Origin of the sequence: Streptomyces sp. NBC_00466 (genome assembly GCF_041433995.1) — a bacterium.
Classification (GTDB): domain Bacteria; phylum Actinomycetota; class Actinomycetes; order Streptomycetales; family Streptomycetaceae; genus Streptomyces.
In genome coordinates, this window is sequence record NZ_CP107896.1 from 4,673,588 (window position 1) to 4,696,920 (window position 23,333).

At 71.1% G+C, this 23,333-nt stretch carries 15 protein-coding genes; 9 read left to right on the forward strand and 6 right to left on the reverse strand.

Annotated elements, in window-relative coordinates; translation table 11 throughout:
* Positions 1–165 precede the first annotated feature (165 nt).
* Together speB and OG210_RS21015 are read left to right on the forward strand one after the other, a co-directional pair.
* The gene (gene speB, locus OG210_RS21010; protein ID WP_328326703.1) at positions 166–1,164 is read left to right on the forward strand and encodes an agmatinase; all 999 of its coding nucleotides are present in this window, start codon (positions 166–168) and stop codon (positions 1,162–1,164) included.
* A complete protein-coding gene (locus OG210_RS21015; RefSeq protein WP_328326701.1) occupies positions 1,161–2,837 on the forward strand; it encodes a thiamine pyrophosphate-binding protein in 1,677 nt (558 codons plus the stop codon). Before speB ends, OG210_RS21015 begins: the two co-directional genes overlap by 4 nt.
* Positions 2,838–2,912: 75 nt before the next feature.
* On the opposite strand, the gene xdhC is transcribed toward OG210_RS21015, so the two are convergent.
* The 3 genes from xdhC to OG210_RS21030 are packed head-to-tail and all read right to left on the reverse strand — an operon-like array spanning position 2,913 to position 7,661.
* Positions 2,913–3,722 (reverse strand): xanthine dehydrogenase accessory protein XdhC, encoded by an 810-nt coding sequence (xdhC, locus tag OG210_RS21020; protein WP_328335435.1) that lies wholly within the window; start codon positions 3,720–3,722, stop codon positions 2,913–2,915.
* A gap of 1 nt (position 3,723) precedes the next feature.
* On the reverse strand, positions 3,724–6,174 hold the full coding sequence (gene xdhB, locus OG210_RS21025) for a xanthine dehydrogenase molybdopterin binding subunit (protein ID WP_371538228.1): 2,451 nt from the start codon (positions 6,172–6,174) through the stop codon (positions 3,724–3,726).
* On the reverse strand, positions 6,171–7,661 hold the full coding sequence (locus OG210_RS21030; RefSeq protein ID WP_371538231.1) for a xanthine dehydrogenase small subunit: 1,491 nt from the start codon (positions 7,659–7,661) through the stop codon (positions 6,171–6,173). The genes xdhB and OG210_RS21030 overlap by 4 nt, the downstream gene beginning before the upstream one ends.
* 648 nt (positions 7,662–8,309) lie before the next feature.
* Between OG210_RS21030 and OG210_RS21035 the strand changes: the two genes are divergently transcribed.
* The 4 genes from OG210_RS21035 to OG210_RS21050 all read left to right on the forward strand — a co-directional run bounded on the left by OG210_RS21035 (position 8,310) and on the right by OG210_RS21050 (position 15,573).
* Positions 8,310–12,041, forward strand: coding sequence for an ABC transporter ATP-binding protein (locus OG210_RS21035; protein WP_371540401.1), 3,732 nt, complete (start codon positions 8,310–8,312; stop codon positions 12,039–12,041).
* Between the two features lie 219 nt (positions 12,042–12,260).
* Positions 12,261–13,424, forward strand: a complete 1,164-nt coding sequence (locus tag OG210_RS21040) for a hypothetical protein (RefSeq protein ID WP_371538234.1) — start codon at positions 12,261–12,263, stop codon at positions 13,422–13,424.
* A gap of 179 nt (positions 13,425–13,603) precedes the next feature.
* Complete coding sequence (locus tag OG210_RS21045) at positions 13,604–14,041, forward strand: hypothetical protein (protein ID WP_371540404.1); 438 nt, start codon at positions 13,604–13,606, stop codon at positions 14,039–14,041.
* A gap of 98 nt (positions 14,042–14,139) precedes the next feature.
* On the forward strand, positions 14,140–15,573 hold the full coding sequence (locus OG210_RS21050; protein WP_328326695.1) for a S28 family serine protease: 1,434 nt from the start codon (positions 14,140–14,142) through the stop codon (positions 15,571–15,573).
* A 101-nt stretch (positions 15,574–15,674) separates the two neighbouring features.
* Here the strand turns inward: OG210_RS21050 and OG210_RS21055 are convergent, their stop codons facing one another.
* From OG210_RS21055 to OG210_RS21065, 3 genes are all read right to left on the reverse strand, one after another.
* Complete coding sequence (locus OG210_RS21055) at positions 15,675–17,501, reverse strand: glycoside hydrolase family 3 protein (protein WP_371538238.1); 1,827 nt, start codon at positions 17,499–17,501, stop codon at positions 15,675–15,677.
* A 241-nt stretch (positions 17,502–17,742) separates the two neighbouring features.
* Complete coding sequence (locus tag OG210_RS21060; protein ID WP_371538241.1) at positions 17,743–18,537, reverse strand: sugar phosphate isomerase/epimerase family protein; 795 nt, start codon at positions 18,535–18,537, stop codon at positions 17,743–17,745.
* A gap of 129 nt (positions 18,538–18,666) precedes the next feature.
* Positions 18,667–19,728, reverse strand: a complete 1,062-nt coding sequence (locus OG210_RS21065) for a LacI family DNA-binding transcriptional regulator (protein ID WP_328326689.1) — start codon at positions 19,726–19,728, stop codon at positions 18,667–18,669.
* A gap of 206 nt (positions 19,729–19,934) precedes the next feature.
* On the opposite strand from OG210_RS21065, the gene OG210_RS21070 reads away from it, so the two are divergent.
* Genes OG210_RS21070 through OG210_RS21080 form a run of 3 tightly spaced genes read left to right on the forward strand, consistent with a single transcriptional unit; the run spans position 19,935 to position 23,094 of the window.
* Positions 19,935–21,086, forward strand: coding sequence for a Gfo/Idh/MocA family protein (locus tag OG210_RS21070; protein ID WP_371538244.1), 1,152 nt, complete (start codon positions 19,935–19,937; stop codon positions 21,084–21,086).
* Positions 21,087–21,091: 5 nt separating this feature from the next.
* On the forward strand, positions 21,092–22,264 hold the full coding sequence (locus OG210_RS21075) for a dihydrodipicolinate synthase family protein (protein ID WP_371540407.1): 1,173 nt from the start codon (positions 21,092–21,094) through the stop codon (positions 22,262–22,264).
* A 32-nt stretch (positions 22,265–22,296) separates the two neighbouring features.
* The gene (locus OG210_RS21080; RefSeq protein WP_371540410.1) at positions 22,297–23,094 is read left to right on the forward strand and encodes a sugar phosphate isomerase/epimerase family protein; all 798 of its coding nucleotides are present in this window, start codon (positions 22,297–22,299) and stop codon (positions 23,092–23,094) included.
* The last annotated feature ends 239 nt before the right edge of the window (positions 23,095–23,333 follow it).

The window sequence follows — 23,333 nt, forward strand, 5'->3', positions numbered from 1 at the left end:
AACTGAGGTTCCACGCGCCGGACAACTGAGGTTCCACGCGCCGGACAACTGAGGTTCCACGCGCCGGACAACTGAGGTTCCACGCGCTGGACAACTGAGGTTCCACGCGCCGGACATGCGCCACAAGCGCAGAAGCACAGAGAAACAGAGAAGAAGGGCACACCCATGAGCAGCACCGAACAGCCGCGCGGCCCCGTCGATTCGTCCCGCGTCCCCCGGTACGCCGGCCCCGCGACCTTCGCCAGGCTGCCCAGGCTCGACGAGGTCGGCACCGCCGATGTGGCGGTCGTCGGTGTGCCCTTCGACTCCGGTGTCTCCTACCGGCCGGGCGCCCGCTTCGGCGGCAACGCCATCCGCGAGGCGTCCCGGCTGCTGCGCCCGTACAACCCGGCGCAGGACGCGTCGCCGTTCGCGCTGGCCCAGGTCGCCGACGCGGGCGACATCGCGGCCAACCCGTTCAACATCAACGAGGCCGTCGACACCATCGAGGCCGCCGCCGACGACCTGCTCTCCACCGGCGCCCGCATGATGACGCTCGGCGGCGACCACACCATCGCGCTGCCGCTGCTGCGCTCGGTCGCCAAGCAGCACGGCCCGGTCGCGCTGCTCCACTTCGACGCGCACCTGGACACCTGGGACACCTACTTCGGCGCCGAGTACACCCACGGCACGCCGTTCCGCCGGGCCGTCGAGGAGGGCATCCTCGACACGTCCGCGCTCTCGCACGTCGGCACGCGCGGCCCGCTCTACGGCAAGAAGGACCTGGACGACGACGCGAAGATGGGCTTCGGCATCGTCACGTCGGCCGACGTCATGCGGCGCGGGGTGGACGAGATCACCGACCAGCTCCGCCAGCGCATCGGCGACCGGCCGCTGTACATCTCCATCGACATCGACGTACTGGACCCGGCGCACGCACCCGGCACCGGTACCCCGGAGGCGGGCGGGCTGACCTCCCGCGAGCTCCTGGAGATCGTCCGCGGACTCTCCTCCTGCCACCTGGTCTCCGCCGACCTGGTCGAGGTCGCGCCGGCGTACGACCACGCCGAGATCACCTCCGTCGCCGCATCCCACACTGCGTACGAGCTCACCACCATCATGTCGCGCCAAGTCGCTGCCGCCAGGCAGGGCCACGGACACAGCGCCGAGGACCGGGCCAAGTGACCCACGACCACCACCACGAGACCCCGAAGCTCACCGCCGAGCAGACCGCGGCCGCGCTGAACCCTCCGGCCGGGCGCAACGGCGGCGACCTCGTCGTCGAGACGCTCCAGGGACTCGGCGCCACCACCGTCTTCGGGCTGCCGGGCCAGCACGCGCTCGGCATGTTCGACGCGCTGCGCCGCTCCGCGCTCTCGTACGTCGGGCTGCGCGTCGAGAACAACGCGGGCTTCGCCGCCGACGCGTACGGCCGGATCACCGGAGAGGTCGCACCGCTGCTGCTCTCCACCGGTCCCGGCGCGCTGACCTCGCTCGCCGCGCTCCAGGAGGCGGCGGCGGCCAGTGCCCCCGTGCTCGCCATCTCCAGCCAGGTCCCGACGGCCGGGCTCGGTGGCGGACGCCACGGGTATCTGCATGAACTCCGCGACCAGAAGGCGTCGTTCCGCGACATCGTGAAGTCCGTGCACACCGTGCGCACCGCTTCCCAGATCCCCTCCGCCATCGCGGCCGCCTGGGAGTCCGCGCTGACCGCCCCGCACGGCCCCGTCTGGGTGGAGATTCCGCAGGACGTGCTGCTCGCGGAGACGTCCCTGCCGCCCGTCACCGCGATGGACGCGACCCCGCGCGAGCTGGACCCACGCCCCGAACTGACCGCCGTGGCAGCACACTTGCTCTCGCACGCCGAGCGCCCGGTGATCATCGCGGGCGGCGGTGTCGTACGGTCCGACGCGGCCGGGAAGCTGCTCGCGCTCGCCGAACGGCTGGACGCCCCGGTGGTCTGTACGGTCGGCGGGAAGGGGGCGTTCCCCTGGGAGCACCCGCTCTCGCTCCAGTCGTGGATGGAGGACCGGCACACCACGGACTTCCTGGAGGCGGCGGACGTCCTGCTGGTCGTCGGCTCCGGGCTGGGTGAACTCTCCTCGAACTACCACACGTTCAAGCCGCGCGGCCGGGTCGTCCAGATCGAGGCGGACCTCGGCAAGCTGGAGTCCAACCACCCGGCGCTCGGCATCCACGCGGACGCCAGGAACGCGCTGTCCGCCCTGCTGGATGCGGTGGAGGAGCGCACCGACCCGGGCGCGGCCGACTCCGTACGTACCGTCCTCGCCAAGGTCGCGGAGCGGATCGCGGGCCAGGACCTGGACCGGGAACAGCAGATCCTGGCCTCGGTCAGGGCCGCGCTCCCGGCGTCGTCACCCAGCTTCTGGGACATGACGATCCTCGCCTACTGGGCCTGGTCCGCCTGGCCGGGCGCCCTGCACTCCGCCCAGGGCGCGGGCGGCCTCGGCTACGGCTTCCCGGCCGCGCTGGGAGCATCGGTCGCCGATCCCAGCACGCCGGTCCTCGCGGTGTCGGGCGACGGCGGCGCGATGTACTCGATCGCGGAGCTGGCCACGGCCAAGCAGTACGGCCTGCCGGTCACCTGGCTGATCGTGGACGACGGCGGCTACGGCATCCTGCGCGAGTACATGGAGGACGCCTTCGGCGAGGCCACCGCCACGGAACTCACCCGCCCGGACTTCGTGGCCCTGGCCGAGTCCTTCGGGGTTCCGGCACTGCGTACGACCCCGGAGACGCTGACGGACGACCTGGCCGGGGCACTGGCGGAGCCCGGTCCCTCGGTGGTCGTGCTGCCTGCGGTGCTGAAGATGTTCGCGCCCACGCATCTGGGCTGAGGCGCGGTCACGCGTCCGGGCCGGCGCCCCCGCACTCCGGGCGGGGGCGCCGGCCCGGAGTGCGGGCGCGCGCGGTCAGCCCCCCTGGGTCTCGAAGGTGCGCAGCACATCGGCCGCGATGCTCACGGCGATGGTCGCGGGTTCCTTGCCGGTGATGTCGGCCAGCCCGATCGGGGTCTTGATCCGGTCGATGGCGGCCTCGTCATGACCGCCCTCGGTGGCGAGGCGCTTGCGGAACCGCACCCACTTCGCCGCCGACCCGATCAGCCCGATGGAACCGAGATGGGGCGTGCGCAGGGCGGCGTCGCACAGCGCGGCGTCCTCGGCGTGATCATGGGTCATGATCAGGACATGGGTGCCGGGTGGCAGCGTCTCCAGCACCTCCTCGGGCAGCAGCGGCGTGTGATGGACGTGGATGTGCGCCATCGCGTCCGCGAGCACGTCGAGCCGCTCCTTGGTGAGGATGTCGGAGCGGGTGTCGATCAGATGGAGGTCGAGGTCCTGGCGCGCCAGGATGCGCACCAGTTCCAGTCCTACGTGCCCGACCCCGAAGACCGCCACCGCCCTTACCACCGGCAGCGGTTCGAGCAGCACGGAGACCGTGCCTCCGCAGCACTGCACGCCATGCTGGTTGGCCACCTTGTCGTTCAGGGCGAAATCGATCAGTTCTGGCTCCGGCTTGGACGTGGCGATCATTTCCCGGGCCCGGTCGATGGTGACGGCCTCGATATTGCCGCCGCCGATCGAGCCCCATGCCTCGGTCCGCCCCACGACGAGTTTCGCACCGGCGTCGCGCGGCGCATGGCCGCGCACGGTCGCGACGGTCACCAGCACGCCGGGCTCCCTGCGTGTGCGCAACCGTGCGACCGCGGCGACCCATGTCATGTCAGGCACCGCTCAAGGCTTCTGCGCCGGCCCGGATCCCGCCGTTCGCGACCTGCCGGTTCCCGGCCCGGCCGTCGGCGGTGAAGCCGTCACGGGCGTGGCCGTTCTTCCGGGAGGCATCGCTCTGCCGGGCCGCCTGGATCGCCCAGTACATCGCCTCCGGCGTCGCAGGCGAGGCCAGCTCGACGCTGACACCGTCAGGACCGAACGCGGCGGCGGCCTGCCGCAACGCCTCCCGCACCGAGAACGCCAGCATCAGCGGAGGCTCACCCACCGCCTTGGACCCGAACACCGCGCCCTCTTCGGTGGCGTTCTCCATCAGCGTGATGTTGAACTCCCCGGGCATCTCCGAGAAGCTCGGCAGCTTGTAGGTGCTCGCTGCCTGGGTCTGCAGACGGCCCCTGTTCGGCCCGTCACCGGTGTCCCAGCGCAGGTCCTCAAGCGTCAGCCAGCCCGCCCCCTGCACGAAACCACCCTCGACCTGGCCGATGTCGATCATCGGGGACAGGCTGTCGCCGACGTCGTGCACGATGTCCACCCGCCGGATGCGGTACGCGCCGGTGAAGCCGTCGACCTCCACCTCCGTCGCCGCGGCGCCGTGGGCGAAGTACTTGAACGGCGATCCCCTGAAGCTCTTCGCGTCCCAGTGCAGTCCCTCGGTCCGGTAGAAACCGGACGCCGACAGCTGGACCCGCTGGAAGTACGCGGTGTGCACCAGGTCGTCCCAGGCCAGCTCCTGGTCGTTGCCGAGGGCCCGCGCGACGCCCTCGACGGTGCGTACATCCGAGGCATTCGCACCCAGCCGGGAGGCTGCCACCTGTAGGAGCCGCTCACGCAACTGCTCACAGGCGTTCTTGATCGCTCCGCCGTTGAGGTCCGCACCCGAACTGGCGGCGGTGGCTGAGGTGTTGGGCACCTTGTCCGTACGAGTCGGGGCCAGCCGGACCTTGTGCAGCGGGATACCGAGCGTGGTCGCGGCCACCTGCATCATCTTGGTGTGCAGGCCCTGGCCCATCTCGGTGCCGCCGTGGTTGATCAGGACCGAACCGTCCTTGTAGATCAGCACCAGCGCGCCGCCCTGGTTGAAGGCGGTGAGGTTGAACGAGATGCCGAACTTGATGCCGGTGACCGCGAGAGCCCGCTTGGTGTGCGGGTGCGCGGCGTTGAACGCGGCGATCTCGCGCTTGCGGTCGGCGACACCGGCGTTCTCCTGGACCTGCTGCCAGATGGCGGGGATCCGTTCGGCCTGCGTGACCGGCTGTCCGTACGGCGTCGTCTGGCCCTGGCCCGGCCGGTAGAAGTTGCGCTCCCGCAACTCCATGGGATCGAGGCCGAGCAGCGGCGCGCAGCGGCCCAGGATGTCCTCGATCACCAGCATGCCCTGCGGTCCGCCGAAGCCGCGGAAGGCGGTGTTGGAGACCGTGTGGGTCCTGGCGATGCGACCGGCGACGCGCGCGTGGGGAATCCAGTACGTGTTGTCGATGTGGCAGAGCGCACGGGCCAGCACCGGCTCGGACAGGTCCAGGCTCCAGCCGCCGTCCGCGGTCAGGGTGGCGTCCAGGGCCTGGATGCGGCCGTCCGCGTCGAAGCCGATGCGCCACTCGGCGTGGAACCCGTGCCGCTTGCCGGACATGGTCAGGTCCTGCGTCCGGTTGAGCCGGAACCGGACCGGCCGGCCGGTCAGCTTGGCGCCGAGCGCGGCGATGGCCGCGAACCCGTGCGGCTGCATCTCCTTGCCGCCGAAGCCGCCGCCCATCCGCAGGCACTGCACCGTCACCTCGTGGCTGGGCACGCCGAGCACGTGCGCGACGATCTCCTGGGTCTCCGAGGGGTGCTGGGTGCTGCTCTGGATGAACACCTGCCCGTTCTCGTCGATCTGGGCGAGAGCCGCATGGGTTTCCAGATAGAAGTGCTCCTGGCCGGCGAACTGGAACTCGCCGGTGAACACATGCACGGAGTCGGCGAATCCGGCGTCGGTGTCTCCCGCCAGCATCACCGGCTTGGCGCCGTGGTAGCTGTCGGCCGCGATCGCGTCCTGCAGCGTGACCAGGGAGGGCAGTTCGTCGATTTCCACCTCGACGGCCGCCGCGCCGAGCCGGGCCGACTCCAGGGTTTCGGCGAGCACCCAGGCGACCGCGTGGCCGTGGAACATGACCTCGTCGGGGAAGAGCGGCTCGTCGTGCTTCATCCCGGCGTCGTTGACGCCGGGCACGTCAGCACCGGTCAGGACGCGCACCACACCGGGCACGGCGAGCGCCGGCTCGGTGCGCAGCGCGGTGATCCGGCCGTGGGCCTTCATGACCTGGACCGGGTACGCGTGCAGGACGTCCTTGGTGCGCTGGACCAGGTCGTCGGTGTAGAGAGCGGTACCTGTGACGTGGAGGAAGGCGCTCTCGTGCGGCATCGATACGCCGACGACGGGCTTTTCGGGAATCTCGGACAAGTGGCTCATGACGGCACCGCCTCAGTGGTTTGCGCGTACAGCTTCAGCAGGCTCTGGCCGAGCATCGCGGATCGGTAGTCGGCGCTGGCGCGGTGGTCGTTCATCGGTGTGCCCTCGGCCCGCAGTACGGGGGCCGCGGCCTCGACGGTCTCCGCCGTCCACGGCTTGCCCTCCAGGGCCGCTTCGGTGGCCAGGGAGCGGATCGGAGTGGCGGCCACGCCGCCCAGGCCGATGCGTGCCGTACGGACGATGCCGTCCTGGATGTCGAGTGCGAAGGCGACGGCCACGCTGGAGATGTCGTCGAAACGCCGCTTGGCGATCTTGTGGAAGGCCACGACCGGCGACAGGGGCAGCGGGATGCGCACCGCACGGATCAGCTCGCCGGGACGGCGCACGCTCTGCCGGTAGCCGGTGAAGTAGTCGGTGAGCGGGACCTCCCGCTCGCCGTCGGCGTCGGCGAGCAGCACCGACGCCTCCAGCGCGAGCAGCACGGGCGGGCTGTCACCGATGGGCGATCCGGTACCCAGATTGCCGCCGAGGGTCGCCCCGTTGCGGATGAGCCGGGACGCGAACTGTGGAAACAGCTCTGCCAGCAGGGGGACGCTGCCATCGAGGCGGCGTTCGATCTCGGTGAGCGTCAGTGCCGCCCCGATCTCGATGTGGTCGGATGCGACCCGCAACTCCCGCATCTCGGACAGCCGGTCGACGGCGATCACACAACCCGCCCTGCGGGAACGGATGTTCACCTCGACGCCGAAGTCCGTGGAGCCGGCGACCACCACCGCGTCGGGCCGCTCGCGCAGCAGCCGCAGCGTCTCGGCCAGGGTGCCCTTCCGCAGGAACGCACTGCCGTCCTGGGTGTATTCGGTGGCAACCGGTGCGGGTGGCGACTGCTCGCGGCGCTGCGCCAGCGGGTCCTCGTCGGCGGGCGTACCGACGGCGAACGCGGCATCGCGGATCGGGCGGTAGCCGGTGCAACGGCACAGGTTTCCGCTCAGCGCGTGCAGATCGAAACCGTTCGGACCGTGCTCGGCGTCGCTGCTGTCGGCTGTGTCCGCCGTGTCCGCCGGGTGTGTCGACTCCGCGTGCGCACAGCGGTTGGGGCGGTAGTACTCGGCCGCCATGCTGCAGATGAACCCGGGTGTGCAGTAACCGCACTGGGAGCCGCCGCGGACCGCCATCTCCTCCTGTACCGGGTGCAGTTCGGGCGGAGTGCCGGCTCTGCCGGGGGTGGCGAGACCTTCGGAGGTGATGATCTCCTGGCCGTCCAGGGCCGCGGCCGGGACCAAGCAGGCGTTGACCGCCACCCAGTCGGTCGGCTTGTTCACGCCGGGCCGGGCCACCAGGACCGAACAGGCGCCGCACTCGCCCTCGGCACAGCCCTCCTTGGTGCCGGTGAGGCCGCGCTCGCGCAGGAAATCCAGCACCGTGGTGTGGGGTGCGGCCGGTGCGATCGGGGTTTCCTTCCCGTTCACCACGATTCGCGCCGCTACCATGACGGGCCTTCGTTTCGGGGCAGGGCAGGTCGATTCAGCATGTTTGCCACTTTCAGGCAGCTCTCTGTGTTCAGCCGCGCCGCGTAAGAGGGGCGGGCGCACAACGGCACGCGTCAGCGCTGTGCCGGGAAAAGGTGAGGGAAAAGCAGAGATGTGCCACGAAGGGGGCACATCAGAACGGCGTACTCAGCAGCCGTGCGCGACCTGACCCGGAGCCCAGACCGTAAGGCGGGCGAGGCGGGCCATATCAGAGCAGGTGTACATCTGCTGGTCGCCTCCTTCGGAAGTCATAGGTCTACTTCACCGAAAACTAGTGGTTGAAGTTACCGGGGTCAAGAGAAGTTGATCTTGGTTTTTGGATGACCGACCAGATCTCACGTGAAGGGAGGGCCTTCGGACAGGACTAGGTCCGCAGGCCCACCCCCCGTACGTCTTTCGCACGGACCGGTGCCGCCGATTGTTGCGCGGGGATGAAATCCCCAGGTCGCCGTGTTGGTTCCTTCCGGTGGCAAGAGACAACGGGAGGCACCAGTGGCGGACGCCGCGCAACAGGACAGCGTGCAGCAGGGCGGTGCGCCGGAGGCCGGGACAGCCGGGGCCGGGGCAGCCAGGGCCGGGGCTGCGCAGCGGCCGGGCTGGGCGCGGCGGATCGTCGGGTACGCCTGGCGGTACCGGCGCAATGTGCTGCTGGCCCTCGGGTCGTCGCTCGCCGGGATGGCCGTCATGGCGCTCGTCCCGCTGGTCACCAAGGTGATCATCGATGACGTCATCGGCAACGGCACGCGTTCCCTCGCTGTGTGGACGGGGCTGCTGATCGGCGCCGCCGTCGTCGTCTACGCCCTCACCTACGTCAGGCGCTACTACGGCGGACGCCTCGCGCTCGACGTCCAGCACGACCTCCGTACCGAGATGTACGGAACGATCATGAAGCTGGACGGGCGGCGGCAGGACGAGCTGTCCACCGGGCAGGTCATCGGCCGCGCCACCAGCGACCTCCAGCTCATCCAGGGGCTGCTCTTCATGCTGCCGATGACCCTCGGCAACGTGCTGCTGTTCGTGATCTCGCTGGTCATCATGGCCTGGCTCTCCCCGCTGCTCACCCTGATCGCCGTGGCCGTGGCGCCCGCCCTGTGGATCATCGCCAAGCGCAGCAGGACCCGGCTCTTCCCCGCCACCTGGTACGCCCAGGGGCAGGCGGCCGCCGTCGCGGGCGTCGTCGACGGAGCCGTCACCGGGGTCCGCGTGGTGAAGGGGTTCGGCCAGGAGGACCAGGAGACGGGCAAGATCCGTACGGTCAGCCGCAGGCTCTTCGCCGGGCGGCTGCGCACCATCAAGCTGAACTCCCGCTACACCCCGGCGCTCCAGGCCGTCCCCGCCCTCGGGCAGGTCGCGATGCTGGCGCTCGGCGGCTGGCTGGCCACCCGCGGTGAGATCACCCTCGGAACGTTCGTCGCCTTCTCCTCCTACCTGGCGCAGCTCGTCGGCCCGGTCCGGATGCTCGCCATGGTGCTCACCGTCGGCCAGCAGGCCCGCGCCGGTGTCGAGCGCGTCCTCGAACTGATCGACACCGAGCCGTCCATCGTGGACGGCACGAAGACGCTCCCGGCGGACGCCGAGGCCACCGTCGAGTTCGACGGAGTCTCCTTCGGGTACACCGACGACCGGCCCGTGCTCGACGGCTTCTCGCTGACCATCGCGCCGGGCGAGACCGTCGCCGTCGTCGGCTCGTCCGGCAGCGGCAAGTCCACCGTCTCGCTGCTCCTGCCGCGCTTCTACGACGTCTCGCACGGCGCCGTACTCATCGGCGGCCACGACGTACGCGAACTGACCCTTGAATCGCTGCGGTCCGCCATCGGTCTCGTGCCCGAGGACAGCTTCCTGTTCTCCGACACCGTCCGCGCCAACATCGCCTACGGCTTCCCCGACGCCACCGAAGAGCAGATCCGCACCGCTGCGCGCGCCGCCCAGGCCGACCGCTTCATCGCCGAGCTGCCCGCCGGATACGACACCACCGTCGGCGAGCATGGCCTCACCCTCTCCGGCGGCCAGCGCCAGCGCATCGCGCTCGCCCGCGCCATCCTCACCGACCCCAGGCTGCTCCTCCTCGACGACGCGACGTCCGCCGTGGACGCCCGCGTCGAGCACGAGATCCACGAGGCGCTGCGCGGGGTCATGGCGGGCCGGACCACGCTGCTCATCGCGCACCGCCGCTCCACCCTCAACCTCGCCGACCGGATCGCGGTCATCGAAGGGGGCCGGCTCGCCGACATCGGTACGCACGCGGAGCTGGAGGAGCGCTCGGCGCTCTACCGGCAGCTGCTGACTGACCCGGACGAGCTGGGCGGCGTATCGCCGGGCCACACCGGGCCCGCGGCGGACGAGCCCGAGGACACCTCCGTACGAGCGGAGCTGGACGCCGAGTTCGACGTGGAGCGGGGCATCACCCCGCAGCTCTGGGTGCGCAACGAGGCCCCAGGCACCGGCACCAGCGCCGAAACCGACGGCGCGCCCGCCCCCGGCGGGATGCCCGCGACGCCCGAACTCCTCGCCCAGGTCGCGGCGTTGCCGCCCGCCACGGACACCCCGGACGTGGACGAGGCGCACGCCGTCGCCGCCGAGACCTCGTACGGGCTGCGCCGGCTGCTGCGCGGCTTCGGGCCCGTCCTGCTCATCAGCCTGTTCCTGGTCGCGGTCGACGCGGGCATGGGGCTGCTGCTCCCCGTACTGATCCGGCACGGCATCGACCAGGGCGTCACCCGGCTCGCCACCGGCGCGGTGTGGACGGCGGCCGGGCTCGGCCTGGTCACCGTGGCCGTCCAGTGGCTGGCGCAGACCGGCGAGACCCGGATGACCGGGCGTACCGGCGAGCGCGTCCTCTACACCCTGCGCCTCAAGATCTTCGCGCAGCTCCAGCGGCTCGGCCTCGACTACTACGAGCGCGAGCTGACCGGCCGGATCATGACCAGGATGACCACGGACGTGGACGCGCTCTCCACCTTCCTGCAGACCGGCCTGGTCACCGCGTTCGTCTCGGTCGTCACCTTCTTCGGCATCCTCGTGGTGCTGTTCGTGATCGATGTGCAGCTGGCGCTTGTCGTCTTCGCGACGCTGCCGTTCCTGGCCGTCGCCACGTACTTCTTCCGCAAGAAGAGCGTCCAGGCGTACGAGCTGGCGCGCGAACGGGTCTCCGTCGTCAACGCCGACCTCCAGGAATCCGTCTCCGGGCTGCGGATCGTCCAGGCGTTCCGCCGCGAGTCCACCGGCGTGGGCCGCTTCGCCGGCCGCAGCGACCACTACCGGCAGGCGCGGGTGCGCGGCCAGTGGCTGATCTCCGTCTACTTCCCGTTCGTCCAGCTGCTGTCGTCGGTGGCCGCGGCCTCCGTGCTGATCGTCGGCTCCCACCGGATCGAGGCCGGCACCCTCACCACGGGTGCCCTGGTCGCGTACCTCCTGTACATCGACCTGTTCTTCGCCCCCGTGCAGCAGCTGTCCCAGGTCTTCGACGGCTACCAGCAGGCCACCGTCTCGCTCAAGCGCATCCAGGAGCTGCTCACCGAACCCACGTCGACCGAGGCGAGCGCGGTGCCGCTGGAGGTCCCCGCGCTCCGCGGCGACCTCGCCTTCGAGGGCGTCTCGTTCGCGTACGGCCAGGCCGAAGGGCCCGACGGGCCCGCTGAGCCCGGGGCGGCGCTGAGCGGCATCGATCTGCGGATCCCGGCCGGGCAGACGGTCGCCTTCGTCGGGGAGACCGGCGCCGGCAAGTCCACGCTGGTCAAGCTGGTCGCACGGTTCTACGACCCGACAGCGGGCCGGGTCACGGCCGACGGCATCGATCTGCGGGACATGGACATGACGGCCTACCGGCACCGGCTCGGGGTCGTCCCGCAGGAGGCGTACCTCTTCGCGGGTACGGTCCGCGACGCCATCGCGTACGGGCGGACGGACGCGACCGACGCCGAGGTCGAGGCGGCGGCGCGGGCGGTCGGCGCGCACGACATGATCGCGACCCTGGAGGGCGGCTACCTCCACGAGGTGGCCGAGCGCGGCCGTAACCTCTCGGCGGGTCAGCGCCAGCTGATCGCGCTGGCCCGCGCCGAGCTGGTCGACCCGGACATCCTGCTGCTCGACGAGGCGACGGCCGCACTCGACCTGGCGTCCGAGGCCCAGGTCAACCAGGCCACGGACCGGATCGCCGGTCGGCGGACCACACTGGTCGTCGCCCACCGGCTGACCACCGCGGCACGGGCGGACCGGGTGGTGGTGATGGACCACGGCCGGGTGGTCGAGGACGGCACGCACGAGGAGCTGCTGGCCCTGGACGGCAGCTACGCACGGCTCTGGCGGACCTTCGTGGGGGAGCCCGCCGAGGTGCGGGCGTAGGGCCTCTCCCTGGGCCCGGTCCCTTCCCGGAGAGTTCCGGCCCCTCGCCGGAACGGGGGAGGGGCCGGGCCCTCGTGAAGATGCTGTGAGTGCGGGATGAGAGCGTTACCGGGGCCGCACGTCCGCCGCCGGGACAACTTTTCCTCCCGTTCGGCCCTCTTCCATGCCGGGATGTGCAGCCCCGACAGCGCACAGACCGGAAGCGGGAGCTGAGATACGGTGCCGACGATCAGCCAGCGGATGCACTTGGTGCTGCTCACCGCCTGGACGGTGCTGTGGTTCGCCGTGGTGGAGCCGCACGGCGGCTTCTCCTGGCACTATCTGCACACCGGCGGCGAGCTGATCTACCAGGACCCCGGTGGCACCGGCGGGCTCAACCTGTACGCCCACCATCCCGAGCTCCAGATGGGCCCGGTCAGCTTCCTCGTCGCCGGACTGTTCAACCCGTTCCCGGAAGCCACCGGCCAGTTCCTCGCCGCCGCGCTGATGTCCCTGCTCGGCCTGGTCATCGTCGTCCTGGCCGGGCGCAGCGCGGCGCACCATCTGCTGGGCACCGGCACCAACCACCAGCGGCTGCGCCAGCGGGTGCTGATCGCCGGGCTCGCCTTCATCCCGATGTGGATCGAGGTCGCGGTCCGCTTCGGGCACCTGGACGACGTACTCGCGCTGTTCTTCACCGCACTCGCGGTCCGGGCCGTCACCCGGGGCAGCCCGGCCATGACCGGCGCCTTCCTCGCCCTGGCGATGGACTCCAAACCCACCGCGCTGGCCTTCCTCCCGCTGCTGCTGGCCCTGCCCCGGCGGCACTGGCTGCGGGCCGCCCTGTGGTGTGCGGGCCTGGTGGCGGTCGCCTGGCTGCCGTTCTTCGTCGGCGACCCGCAGTCCTTCGCCGCGGCCAAGTTCGCCATCCCGAACCATCCGGCTTCCGCCCTGCGCTGGCTCGGGGTCGGCGATCCGGAGACGCCCGGCTGGGACCGGCCGGCGCAGGCCGCGCTCGGCCTGGTGCTGGGCACGGTGGCGGTCTGGCGGGGCCGCTGGCCCGCGGTGGTCCTGCTCGGTGCCAACGCCCGGATCGTGCTCGACCCGAGCGTCTACACGTACTACACGGCGTCGGTGCTGCTCGGCACCCTGCTGTGGGACGTCATCGGGCAGCGCCGGCTGGTGCCGTGGTGGAGCTGGCTGGCACTGCTGACGCTGTACGGCAGTGTCTTCGTCGTCCCGGACGACGCCATGCGCGGGCTGCTGCGGCTGGGGTTCGTGGCGGTGTCCACGGCGTATGTGCTGCTGTGGCCGGTCCGCGAGCGCGGCGGCCGGGGCGGGGTCCGCGGCCGCCGCAGACCCCGTGCCCGTGCGGCGGTTCCACTGGCGGACGCGGGCCGGTGACGGCTCCGCCCGTGCACGACGGGTGCTGCGGCCCGTCAACAGAACGTGGCCCGTAACGGATGGCGTGGGTTGCACCGAACCTGTCACCCTCTGTCCGCTTCTGTGGCGCAACCAGCGGACTGTCCCATGCGTCCGTACACACATACGCCCACGCGGCCGAAGGGGAAGAAGTGTTCGAGTTGTGGCGAAAGCCGGAGTGCGGGCCGGAGCACGAGTCCGTACGGGTACCCGCACGCGGCCCGGGGGCCGGCCGCTGGGCCGCCGGTCTGACGGCGGCGGCCGCGGTGGCGCTCGCCCTGGTGGTGCCGGGCGCTCACCCGGCGAGCGCCGCCTCCGGCTGCCCCGGGCACGAGGTCAGGTCCGTGGGCTTCGCCACGGGCCGGCTCCAGGTCTACCGGACCGGCCAGTACGTCTGCGCCGTCACCCTCGCCAAGAAGCCGGGCGCCAGGAGGCAGATGTCCGTCCAGCTCCAGGTCCGCGGCGGCCGGCCGGTCGCCGACAGCGGGCGGTTCACCCGTCTGGCGGGTCCGGTGAGGGTCCGTGCGGCGAACCGCTGTGTCCGGGCCGTGGGCGCGGTCTCCGGCAAGAAGGGGGCATCGGGCTGGTTCCTGTGCTGAGCGGCTGATCTCCCCCGATGGTCAACTGGGTCTGGCGTGCTTGGTGTTACCCCGGCTAGGTTCGCGGCTACTCGTTGTGATCCCCAGGGGAGGGCTGAATGCGCAAGGCGCTCAGATGGCTGCTCGCGACAGTGGTGCTCATAGGCACCTTGAGTGCGGCGGGGGCATCAGCCGGTGCGGCCACCGCCGCAGGACCGGACAGCACGGACATCGAGGCCCGGATCCTCGCGATTCCCGGCATGAGCCTCATCGAGGAGAAGCCCTACCCGGGCTACCGCTTCTTCGTTCTCCAGTACACGCAGCCCATCGACCACCGCCACCCGTCGGACGGCACCTTCAACCAGCGCTTCACCCTGCTGCACAAGGACACCAGCCGGCCGACCGTGTTCTACACCGGCGGGTACAACGTCTCCACCACGCCCAGCCGCACCGAGCCGACCCGCATCGTCGACGGCAACCAGGTGTCACTGGAGTACCGCTACTTCACGCCGTCCAGGCCGCAGCCCGCCGACTGGTCCAAGCTGGACATCTGGCAGGCCGCCAGCGACCAGCACCGGCTGTTCACGGCGCTCAAGAAGATCTACACCCGGAACTGGCTGACCACCGGCGGTTCCAAGGGCGGTATGACGGCCACCTACTACGAGCGCTACTACCCGAAGGACATGGACGGGGTCGTCGCGTATGTGGCGCCCGACGACGTCGTCAACAACGAGGACTCGGCGTACGACCGGTTCCTGAGCACCGTCGGCACCAAGGAGTGCCGCGACCGGCTGGAGGGCGTCCAGCGTGAGGCGCTCATCCGGCGCGGACCGCTGGAGAAGATGTACGCCCAGTACGCCAAGGACAACGGCTACACCTTCAGCACCGTCGGGTCGCTCGACAAGGCGTACGAGGCCGTGGTGCTCGACTACATCTGGGGCTTCTGGCAGTACAGCCTGCTCTCCGACTGCGACACCGTCCCCGCCGACGCCCCGCACGCCACCGACCAGGCGATCTGGGACTCCGTCGACACGATCTCCGGGTTCTCCTTCTACACCGACCAGGGGCTTGAGGCGTACACGCCGTACTACTACCAGGCGGGCACCCAGCTCGGCTCGCCGGACATCCAGCAGCCCTGGCTCGGCAAGCTGAGCCGCTACGGCTACCAGCCGCCGCGGCACTTCGTACCCAGCTCCATCCCGATGCGCTTCCAGCCGGGTGTGATGGCCGACGTGGACAACTGGGTGAAGCACCACGCCGACCACATGCTGTACGTGTACGGGCAGAACGACCCCTGGGGCGCGGAGCGCTTCAGCGTCGGCAAGCACCCGCACGACAGTTACGTCTTCACCGCGCCCGGGATGAACCACGGCGCGAACGTCGACGGCCTCGCCCCGGCCGAGAAGGCGCAGGCCACCGCGCGCATCCTGGCCTGGGCCGGGGTCGCCCCGGCGGCCGTGCAGGCCGACCCGCGACGGGCCGAACCACTCGCCCCGTACGACGCGACGCTCGACCGCAGGAGCCTGGAGCGCGAACGGTCCCTGCGGCCGTGACCCCCGGCCCCGGCCGGTAACCGCCCCTCCAGCGAGGCCGGTTGAACTGTGCCCGCCGCGAACTCCCGCGGCGGGCACAGTCATTGCGGGCCGGCGGCGGCTCAGTACGTCAGGCCGTGGCCCACCGGATACAGCACCTTCGTGGGATCGTCCGCACGCTGCACGGGGACCGGCAGCAGACCGCGCGGCGCGACCCGGCCCGCGATCACCCGTGCCGCCGCCCGGAGTTCGACGTCCGTCCAGCTGTACGTGGCGAGCGAGGCCCGGACACCGGAGAGCTCCGCGATGTCGTACGGATTGCGGATCGCGATCTGCACCACCGGGACCTTGGTGGCGACCAGCGCCGCCACCAGCTTGGACTGCGCGTCGCCCGCGGCCACGTCGTAGGTCCCGATGATCACGGCGTCCTTGCCCGCCGCCGCGGCCACCGCGCTGTCGATCAGGGCGGCGGTGGGCGCGGTACCGGTCGAGAGCACCGTGGTGGTGAAGCCGAGACCGGTCAGCTCCTTGCCGAGCACGGTCGTCGGCGGGCCCGTCGTCCCCGAGGGCGACGCCGGGTCGGCGCCGACGATCAGCAGGCTCCTGGCACTGCGCCGGGAGAGCGGCAGCAGCCGGTCCTCGTTCACCAGGAGGGTGGTGGTCCGCTCGGCGATCCGGTCGGCCGACTCCAGATGGGAGTGGATGCCGACCGTCCGGTCCACCCGGACGTCGGCCACGTACGGGCTGCTGAAGAGCGCGCGCCGGTCCTTGAGCCGCAGGATCCGCAGGATCGATTCGTCCAGCCGCTCCTCGGTGAGCTCCCCGCTCTTCACCGCGCCGAGCACCGCGTGCCAGGCGGTGTCGAGGTCCGGCGGGTTCAGCAGCTGGTCGACGCCGGCCTTGAGCGCCAGCACCGGCACCCGGTCGTCGCCGTACTTGTCCCGTACGCCCTGCATCCCCAGCGAGTCGGTGACGACGACGCCGTCGTACCCCAGCTCCTCGCGGAGGATGCCGGTGAGGATCGGCCGCGACAGGGTGGCCGGGTCGTTGCTCGGGTCCAGCGCGGGGAACTGGATGTGAGCCGTCATGATCGCGTCGATCCCGGCGGCGACGGCGGCCTTGAAGGGCGGCGCGTCGATACTCTCCCACTGCTCGCGGGTGTGCGTGATGACCGGGATGCCGGTGTGGCTGTCGACCGCCGTGTCGCCGTGGCCGGGGAAGTGCTTGGCGGTGGCGGCGACCTGCGAGCTCTGGTAACCCTGCACCTCGGCGGCCACCAGCCGGGCCACGGCGGCCGGTTCGGAGCCGAAGGAGCGGACCCCGATGACCGGGTTGGCGGGGTTGACGTTGACGTCGGCGTCCGTCGAGTAGTCCTGCCGGATGCCGATCGCCCGCAGTTCGGCCCCGGAGATCCGGCCGACCGTACGGACGTCCTCGCGCGAGCGCCCGGCCCCGAGCGCCATCGCGCCGGGGAAGAGCGTGGCCGGGTAGCCCACCCGGCAGACGATGCCGTGCTCCTGGTCGGTGGCGATCAGCAGCGGTACGGGGGTGGGCTGGGCGAGACCGGCGCGCTGGATGCCGTTGGAGAGGGAGGTGATCTGGTGCGGGTCGCGGGTGTTGTGCGCCCAGCTGAAGTAGATGATGCCGCCGACGTGGTACTTCGCGATCAGCTCGGCGGCGGTGCGGACGCCGATCTCTTTCAGGTTGGCGTCGATGTCGGCCTGGTCGGGCGCGGTGGCGGAGTGTCCGTACACCCGCATCACGAAGAGCTGGCCGACCTTCTCCTCGATGCTCATACGGCCGATGAGCTTCTTGAGCTGCCGGTCGCGACCACTGGGGTCAGGGCCGGGGCGGTGGGGATCGGCGTGTGCGGTGGCTCCCGTGGCTGCTGTGGCGACCGCGGCTGCGGTAGCGGTGAGCAGGGAGCGTCTGGAGGTGCGGTACTGCACTGGTGCCCCTTCCGGCCATGCTGCGCAAGGAATCTGAAGGAAACTTTCCAGCAGCACCGATATCCGGAAACTAACTGTCAGGTCAAGGGTGTAGGACGGATCGGAGCGGCATTGGCCCGTTTGGCAGCAAGACGGCCCGGCCCGGGCGCGGACCGCCCGCCACGGCGGTGACGGAGGTCTGGGCCCGGGCCGGGCCGTGGTGCGGGTGGCGGGCTGTCCGGCGGTAACGCCACCCGTACGGTCAGGCCCCGCCCCCGGCCACCAGCCGCTCCAGGTACTCCCGGCCCGCCGTCAGCATCCCCGGCAGCTCGGCCGCCTGCGGATACCAGCGCTTCTCGTACTCCCAGCAGAGCCAGCCCTGGTCCGGCGCCAGCAGATCCACGCACTCGCCCAGCGGCAGCACCCCGGCGCCGAGCGCCAGCGGGGTGGTGTCCTCGGCCGATGCGATGTCCTTGACCTGTGCGTAGCCGAGGTGCGGCGCGAGGACGGCATGGCTGGCCGCCGGGGACTCGCCGCCCAGCCAGGTGTGCATCACGTCCCAGAGCGCACCGACGTTCCGGTGGCCGACCGGGCCGAGCACCCGGGCCGCGTCGGCGCCCGTACGGTGCGAGTCATGGGTCTCCAGCAGGATCCGTACGCCCTTGTCGGCGGCGACCTCGGCGGCCGTTCCCAGCCTGCGGGCGGCTGCCGCGTCGGCCTCGGCCGGCTCCTGGCCGCCGCCGCCGGGGAAGACGCGGACGAACGGGGCGCCGAGGTCGGCGGCGAGGAAGACGAGTTCGGCGAGGTCGCCCTCGATCTCCTTGTCGTCGCCGGGCGCGGCCACCCGTACGTATCCGGCCACCCCGAGGATCTCGACGCCGCCGCGGGCGAACTCCTCGGCCGCCGCGGCCCGTTCCCGCAGTCCGGTGCCGGGGTGCAGCGCCTCCTCGGCGTGGGCGCGCAGTTCGACCCCCTGGTAGCCGCTGTCCGCTGCGAGCCGCACCACGTCAGGGACGGTGATTCCTGGCACCCCGAGGGTGGAGAAGGCGAATTTCAACGGACTGTTCCTTCCTGAAGGCTGAGAGCTGCTGATGCCAGCACATCATTGGCGCACCCGGCGCTTTCCCGGTAGCCCGCCTCGCGGGCGGGGCCGCTCACCGCCCCGGCCGGCGCACGGCGGGCCCGGTCACCGCCCGGGCGGAGCCGTCGACGCGCGGGTCACCAGTTCGCCGCCTATCACCGCGACACCTCCCTTCGGCACCGCCTCGCGGCCCATGGCCAGCCGCCCGGCCCGCGCCCCCGCCTCGTGCAGCGGCAGCCGCACCGTCGTCAGCGCCGGTACCGCGTCCACCGAGAACGGCAGATCGTCGAAACCGGCCACCGAGACGTCATCGGGAATCCGCAGCCCCTGCTCCCGCAGCGCCGCGCACGCCCCCAGCGCCACCGTGTCGTTCGCCGCCACGATCGCCGTCAACCCCGGCTCCCTGCTGAGCAGTTCGAGGGTGGCGTGGTAGCCGGAGCGGCGGTCGTACGGGCCGTGGACCGTGAGCGCCGCCCGGCCGTCGGGCAGCCCGGCAGCCGCCATGGCCAGCCGGTGTCCCTCCAGGCGGTCGCGGGTCGTCGTCCGTTCGGCGGGACCGGCCACGTAGCCGATCCGCCGGTGCCCCAGGCTCAGCAGATGCTCGGTGAGCCGCTGTCCGCCGCCCCGGTTGTCGAAGGGCAGCGCGGCCACCGCGGACTCGCTGCCGGGGATCGACGGGCGCCCGCAGAGCACCACACGTGTCCCCGCGCCGGTGAGTTTCGCGAGCTTCGCGGAGACCGCGGCGGTGTGCTCCGGGTCCTCGATGGCGCCGCCGGTCAGCACGACCGCGGCGGCGCGCTGGCGCTGGAGGAGCGTGAGATAGGTGAGTTCGCGCTCCGGGGAGCCGCCGGTGTTGCAGACGACGGCCAGCTTCTCACCGCCCGCGCGCCCACTGCCCTCCTGGCCGCTGATCTCCGACTGGGCCGCGCCCGCCATGATGCCGAAGAACGGGTCGGCGATGTCGTTGACCAGGATGCCGACCAGGTCGGACGTGGCGGCGGCGAGTGAGCTCGCCGGGCCGTTCAGTACGTAGTCCAGCTCGTCCACGGCCGCCAGTACGCGCTCCCGGGTGGCCGCCGCCACCGGGTAGTTGCCGTTGAGTACCCGGGACACCGTCGCCGGGGACACCCGTGCGCGGGCCGCGACATCCGAGAGGGTCGCCGTCATGTCTGCCTCCGTGCCACTCGCCCGCATCTCCTGCCATGTGTGTCATGTGATCCCGGCCGGTGCGCGTGCCCGCGCCTCTTGCCGGGGCCTCCTGCTCGCGCCTCTTGCCCGTGCCTCTTGTCGGGGCCGGTCTGCGCAGGTTAGCTTCATAGCGCGTAGAAAGCGCTTGCTATTGCTGAGTGTACGACCGTGTGGAGGGATCTTTCGTGACACGTAAGACAGTGCGGATCGCCATGAACGGCGTGACCGGCCGGATGGGCTACCGCCAGCACCTGGTCCGCTCCCTCCTCGCGATCCGCGAGGAGGGCGGCCTGGACCTCGGCGACGGCACGGTGCTCTGGCCCGAGATCGTCCTGGTCGGCCGGCGTGAGCACGCCCTCCGGGCGATGGCCGAGAAGCACGGGCTCGACCAGTGGTCCACCGACCTCGACGCCGTCCTGGCCGACCCGGCTGTCGACATCTACTTCGACGCCCAGGTCACGTCCGCCCGCGAAGAGGCACTGCGCAAGGCCATCGCCGCCGGGAAGCACATCTACACCGAGAAGCCGACCGCCACCGGCCTCGACGGTGCGCTGGAGCTGGCGCGGCTGGCGGAGGCCGCCGGGATCAAGCACGGCGTCGTCCAGGACAAGCTGTTCCTGCCGGGCCTGCTGAAGCTCAAGCGGCTCATCGACGGCGGCTTCTTCGGGAAGATCCTCTCCATCCGGGGCGAGTTCGGCTACTGGGTCTTCGAGGGTGACTGGCAGGAGGCCCAGCGCCCGTCGTGGAACTACCGCGCGGAGGACGGCGGCGGCATCGTCGTGGACATGTTCCCGCACTGGGAGTACGTCCTGCACGAGCTGTTCGGCCGCGTCACCTCCGTACAGGCGCTCACCGCCACGCACATCCCGCAGCGCTGGGACGAGCGGTCCGAGCCGTACGAGGCGACCGCCGACGACTCCGCGTACGGCATCTTCCAGCTGGAGAGCGGCGCGGTCGCCCAGATCAACTCCTCCTGGGCGGTGCGGGTCAACCGCGACGAGCTGGTCGAGTTCCAGGTCGACGGAACGGAGGGCTCGGCTGTCGCGGGTCTGCGCAACTGCCGTGTGCAGCACCGCAGTTCCACCCCGAAGCCGGTCTGGAACCCGGACCTGCCCGCGACCCACTCGTTCCGCGACCAGTGGCAGGAGGTCCCGGACAACGGCGACTTCGGTAACGGCTTCAAGGTGCAGTGGGAGCTGTTCCTGCGCCACATCGTGCTCGACGAGCCGTACCACTGGGACCTGCTGGCCGGTGCGCGCGGTGTGCAGCTCGCCGAGCTGGGGCTGAAGTCCTCCGCCGAGGGCCGCCGTCTCGACGTTCCGGAGATCTCCCTGTGACGATCATGCTTCCGGGCACGGGCACGGGCACGGGCACGGGTGCGGGCGGTACGTACGCCTACACGCCCCGCGCCGAACCCGCCGCGTTCACCGTCGGCGGTGCGCCGCTCGCCTCCCGTACGGTCTTCTCCGCCGCGCACGTCGTCGCCGACCCGTACGCCGATGTCTCGCCGGACGGGCCGCCCGCCGTCGACTGGGACGCCACCCTCGCCTTCCGCCGCCACCTCTGGTCCCACGGGCTCGGCGTGGCGGAGGCCATGGATACCGCGCAGCGCGGCATGGGCCTGGACTGGCCGGTCGCGGCGGAGCTGATCCGCCGGTCGGCGGCCGAGGCCAGGCCGGCAGGCGGGGCCATCGCCTGCGGTGTCGGCACCGACCAGCTCCCGCCCGGCGAAGTGACGCTGCAGCAGGTCGCCGACGCGTACGAGGAGCAGCTCGCCGTCGTCGAGGAGACCGGCGCGCAGGCGATCCTGATGGCCTCGCGCGGGCTCGCGGCCGCGGCCAAGAGCCCAGACGACTACCTGGAGATCTACGGTCAACTGCTGCGCCAGAGCACGGAGCCGGTGATACTGCACTGGCTCGGCCCGATGTTCGACCCGGCGCTCGACGGCTACTGGGGATCACCGGACCTGGACGCCGCGACCGGGACCTTCCTGGAGGTCATCGCGGCCCACCCGGACAAGGTGGACGGCATCAAGGTGTCGCTGCTCGACGCCCGGCGCGAGGTGGAGCTGCGCCGCAGGCTCCCCGACGGGGTCCGCTGCTACACCGGGGACGACTTCAACTACCCCGAGCTGATCGCGGGCGACGAGCGCGGCTTCAGCCACGCCCTGCTCGGCATCTTCGACCCGCTCGGCCCGCTGGCCGCCGAGGCGGTCCGCGTCCTCGACACCGGGGACAGCCAGGGATTCCGCGACATCCTCGACCCCACGGTCGAGCTGTCCCGCCATCTCTTCCAGACCCCGACCCGCTTCTACAAGACGGGCGTGGTCTTCCTCGCCTGGCTGGCCGGGCACCAGTCGCACTTCACGATGGTGGGCGGCCTCCAGTCGGCGCGCTCGCTGCCGCACCTGGCGCGGGCGTACGAACTGGCCGACCGCCTCGGCCTGTTCCCCGACCCGGCGCTCGCGGAGAGCCGGATGAAGTCCCTGCTCAGTGTGTACGGAGTCGCTCAGTGACCGCAGACCTCGCCCGCTTCAGCATCAACCAGATGACCGTGAAGCAGCTCGGCCTTCCCGAACTCGTCGCCGCCTGCACCGACCTGGGTGTTCCGGGGGTCGGTCTCTGGCGTGAACCGGTCCAGCAGTACGGGGTGGAGGCGGCAGCCGCACTCGTACGGGACGCGGGCCTGAGCGTCACCACCCTCTGCCGGGGCGGGTTCCTCACCGCGACCGGTCCGGCCGAGCGGGCGGCGGCGCTGGCGGACAACCGTACGGCGGTCGACGAGGCCGTGACGCTGGGTACGGACACGCTGGTGCTGGTCTCGGGCGGCCTTCCGGCGGGCTCGAAGGACCTGCACGGCGCACGCGAGCGGATCGCGGACGCGCTGGCCGAACTGGGACCGTACGCGGCCGAGCGCGGGGTGCGCCTCGCGATCGAACCGCTGCACCCGATGTTCTCCGCTGACCGCTGCGTGGTCTCGACCCTGACCCAGGCCCTGGACCTGGCAGAACGCTTCCCGGCCGACCAGGTGGGCGTCGCCGTGGACACGTACCACATCTGGTGGGACGACCAGGCTCCCGCGCAGGTGGCCCGGGCGGGCGCGGGCGGCCGCATCTGCACGTTCCAGCTGGCGGACTGGACCACCCCGCTGCCGGCGGGCGTCCTGAACGGCCGTGGCCAGATCGGCGACGGGTCGGTCGACATGCGGGAGTGGCGGGAGCGGGTGGACGCGGCAGGGTATACGGGACCGGTCGAAGTGGAGCTGTTCAACGAGGAGCTGTGGGCGCGGGACGGCGTGGAACTGCTGCGCGAGACGGCTGAGCGGTTCGTGCGGTACGCGCTGTAGCGGCCGCGGGCCGGAATCACACCTGAGCCGGCGCCGCGGTAACGCGAAGGGGCACAGCGAGAAGGGCGACCGCCTGACTGGTCGCCCTTCTCGCTGTGCCCCCTTTGCTGTGCTTCTCCCTCGCACCGCTCGCACTGTCCGGATTTCGTCGGTCATCCGATAAACCTGATGCGGAGCGAGATCGCTGCATCGAAGTAACTCGGCCGTCTCTCCATGTGGGTTGGGTGAACAGGCCGTTA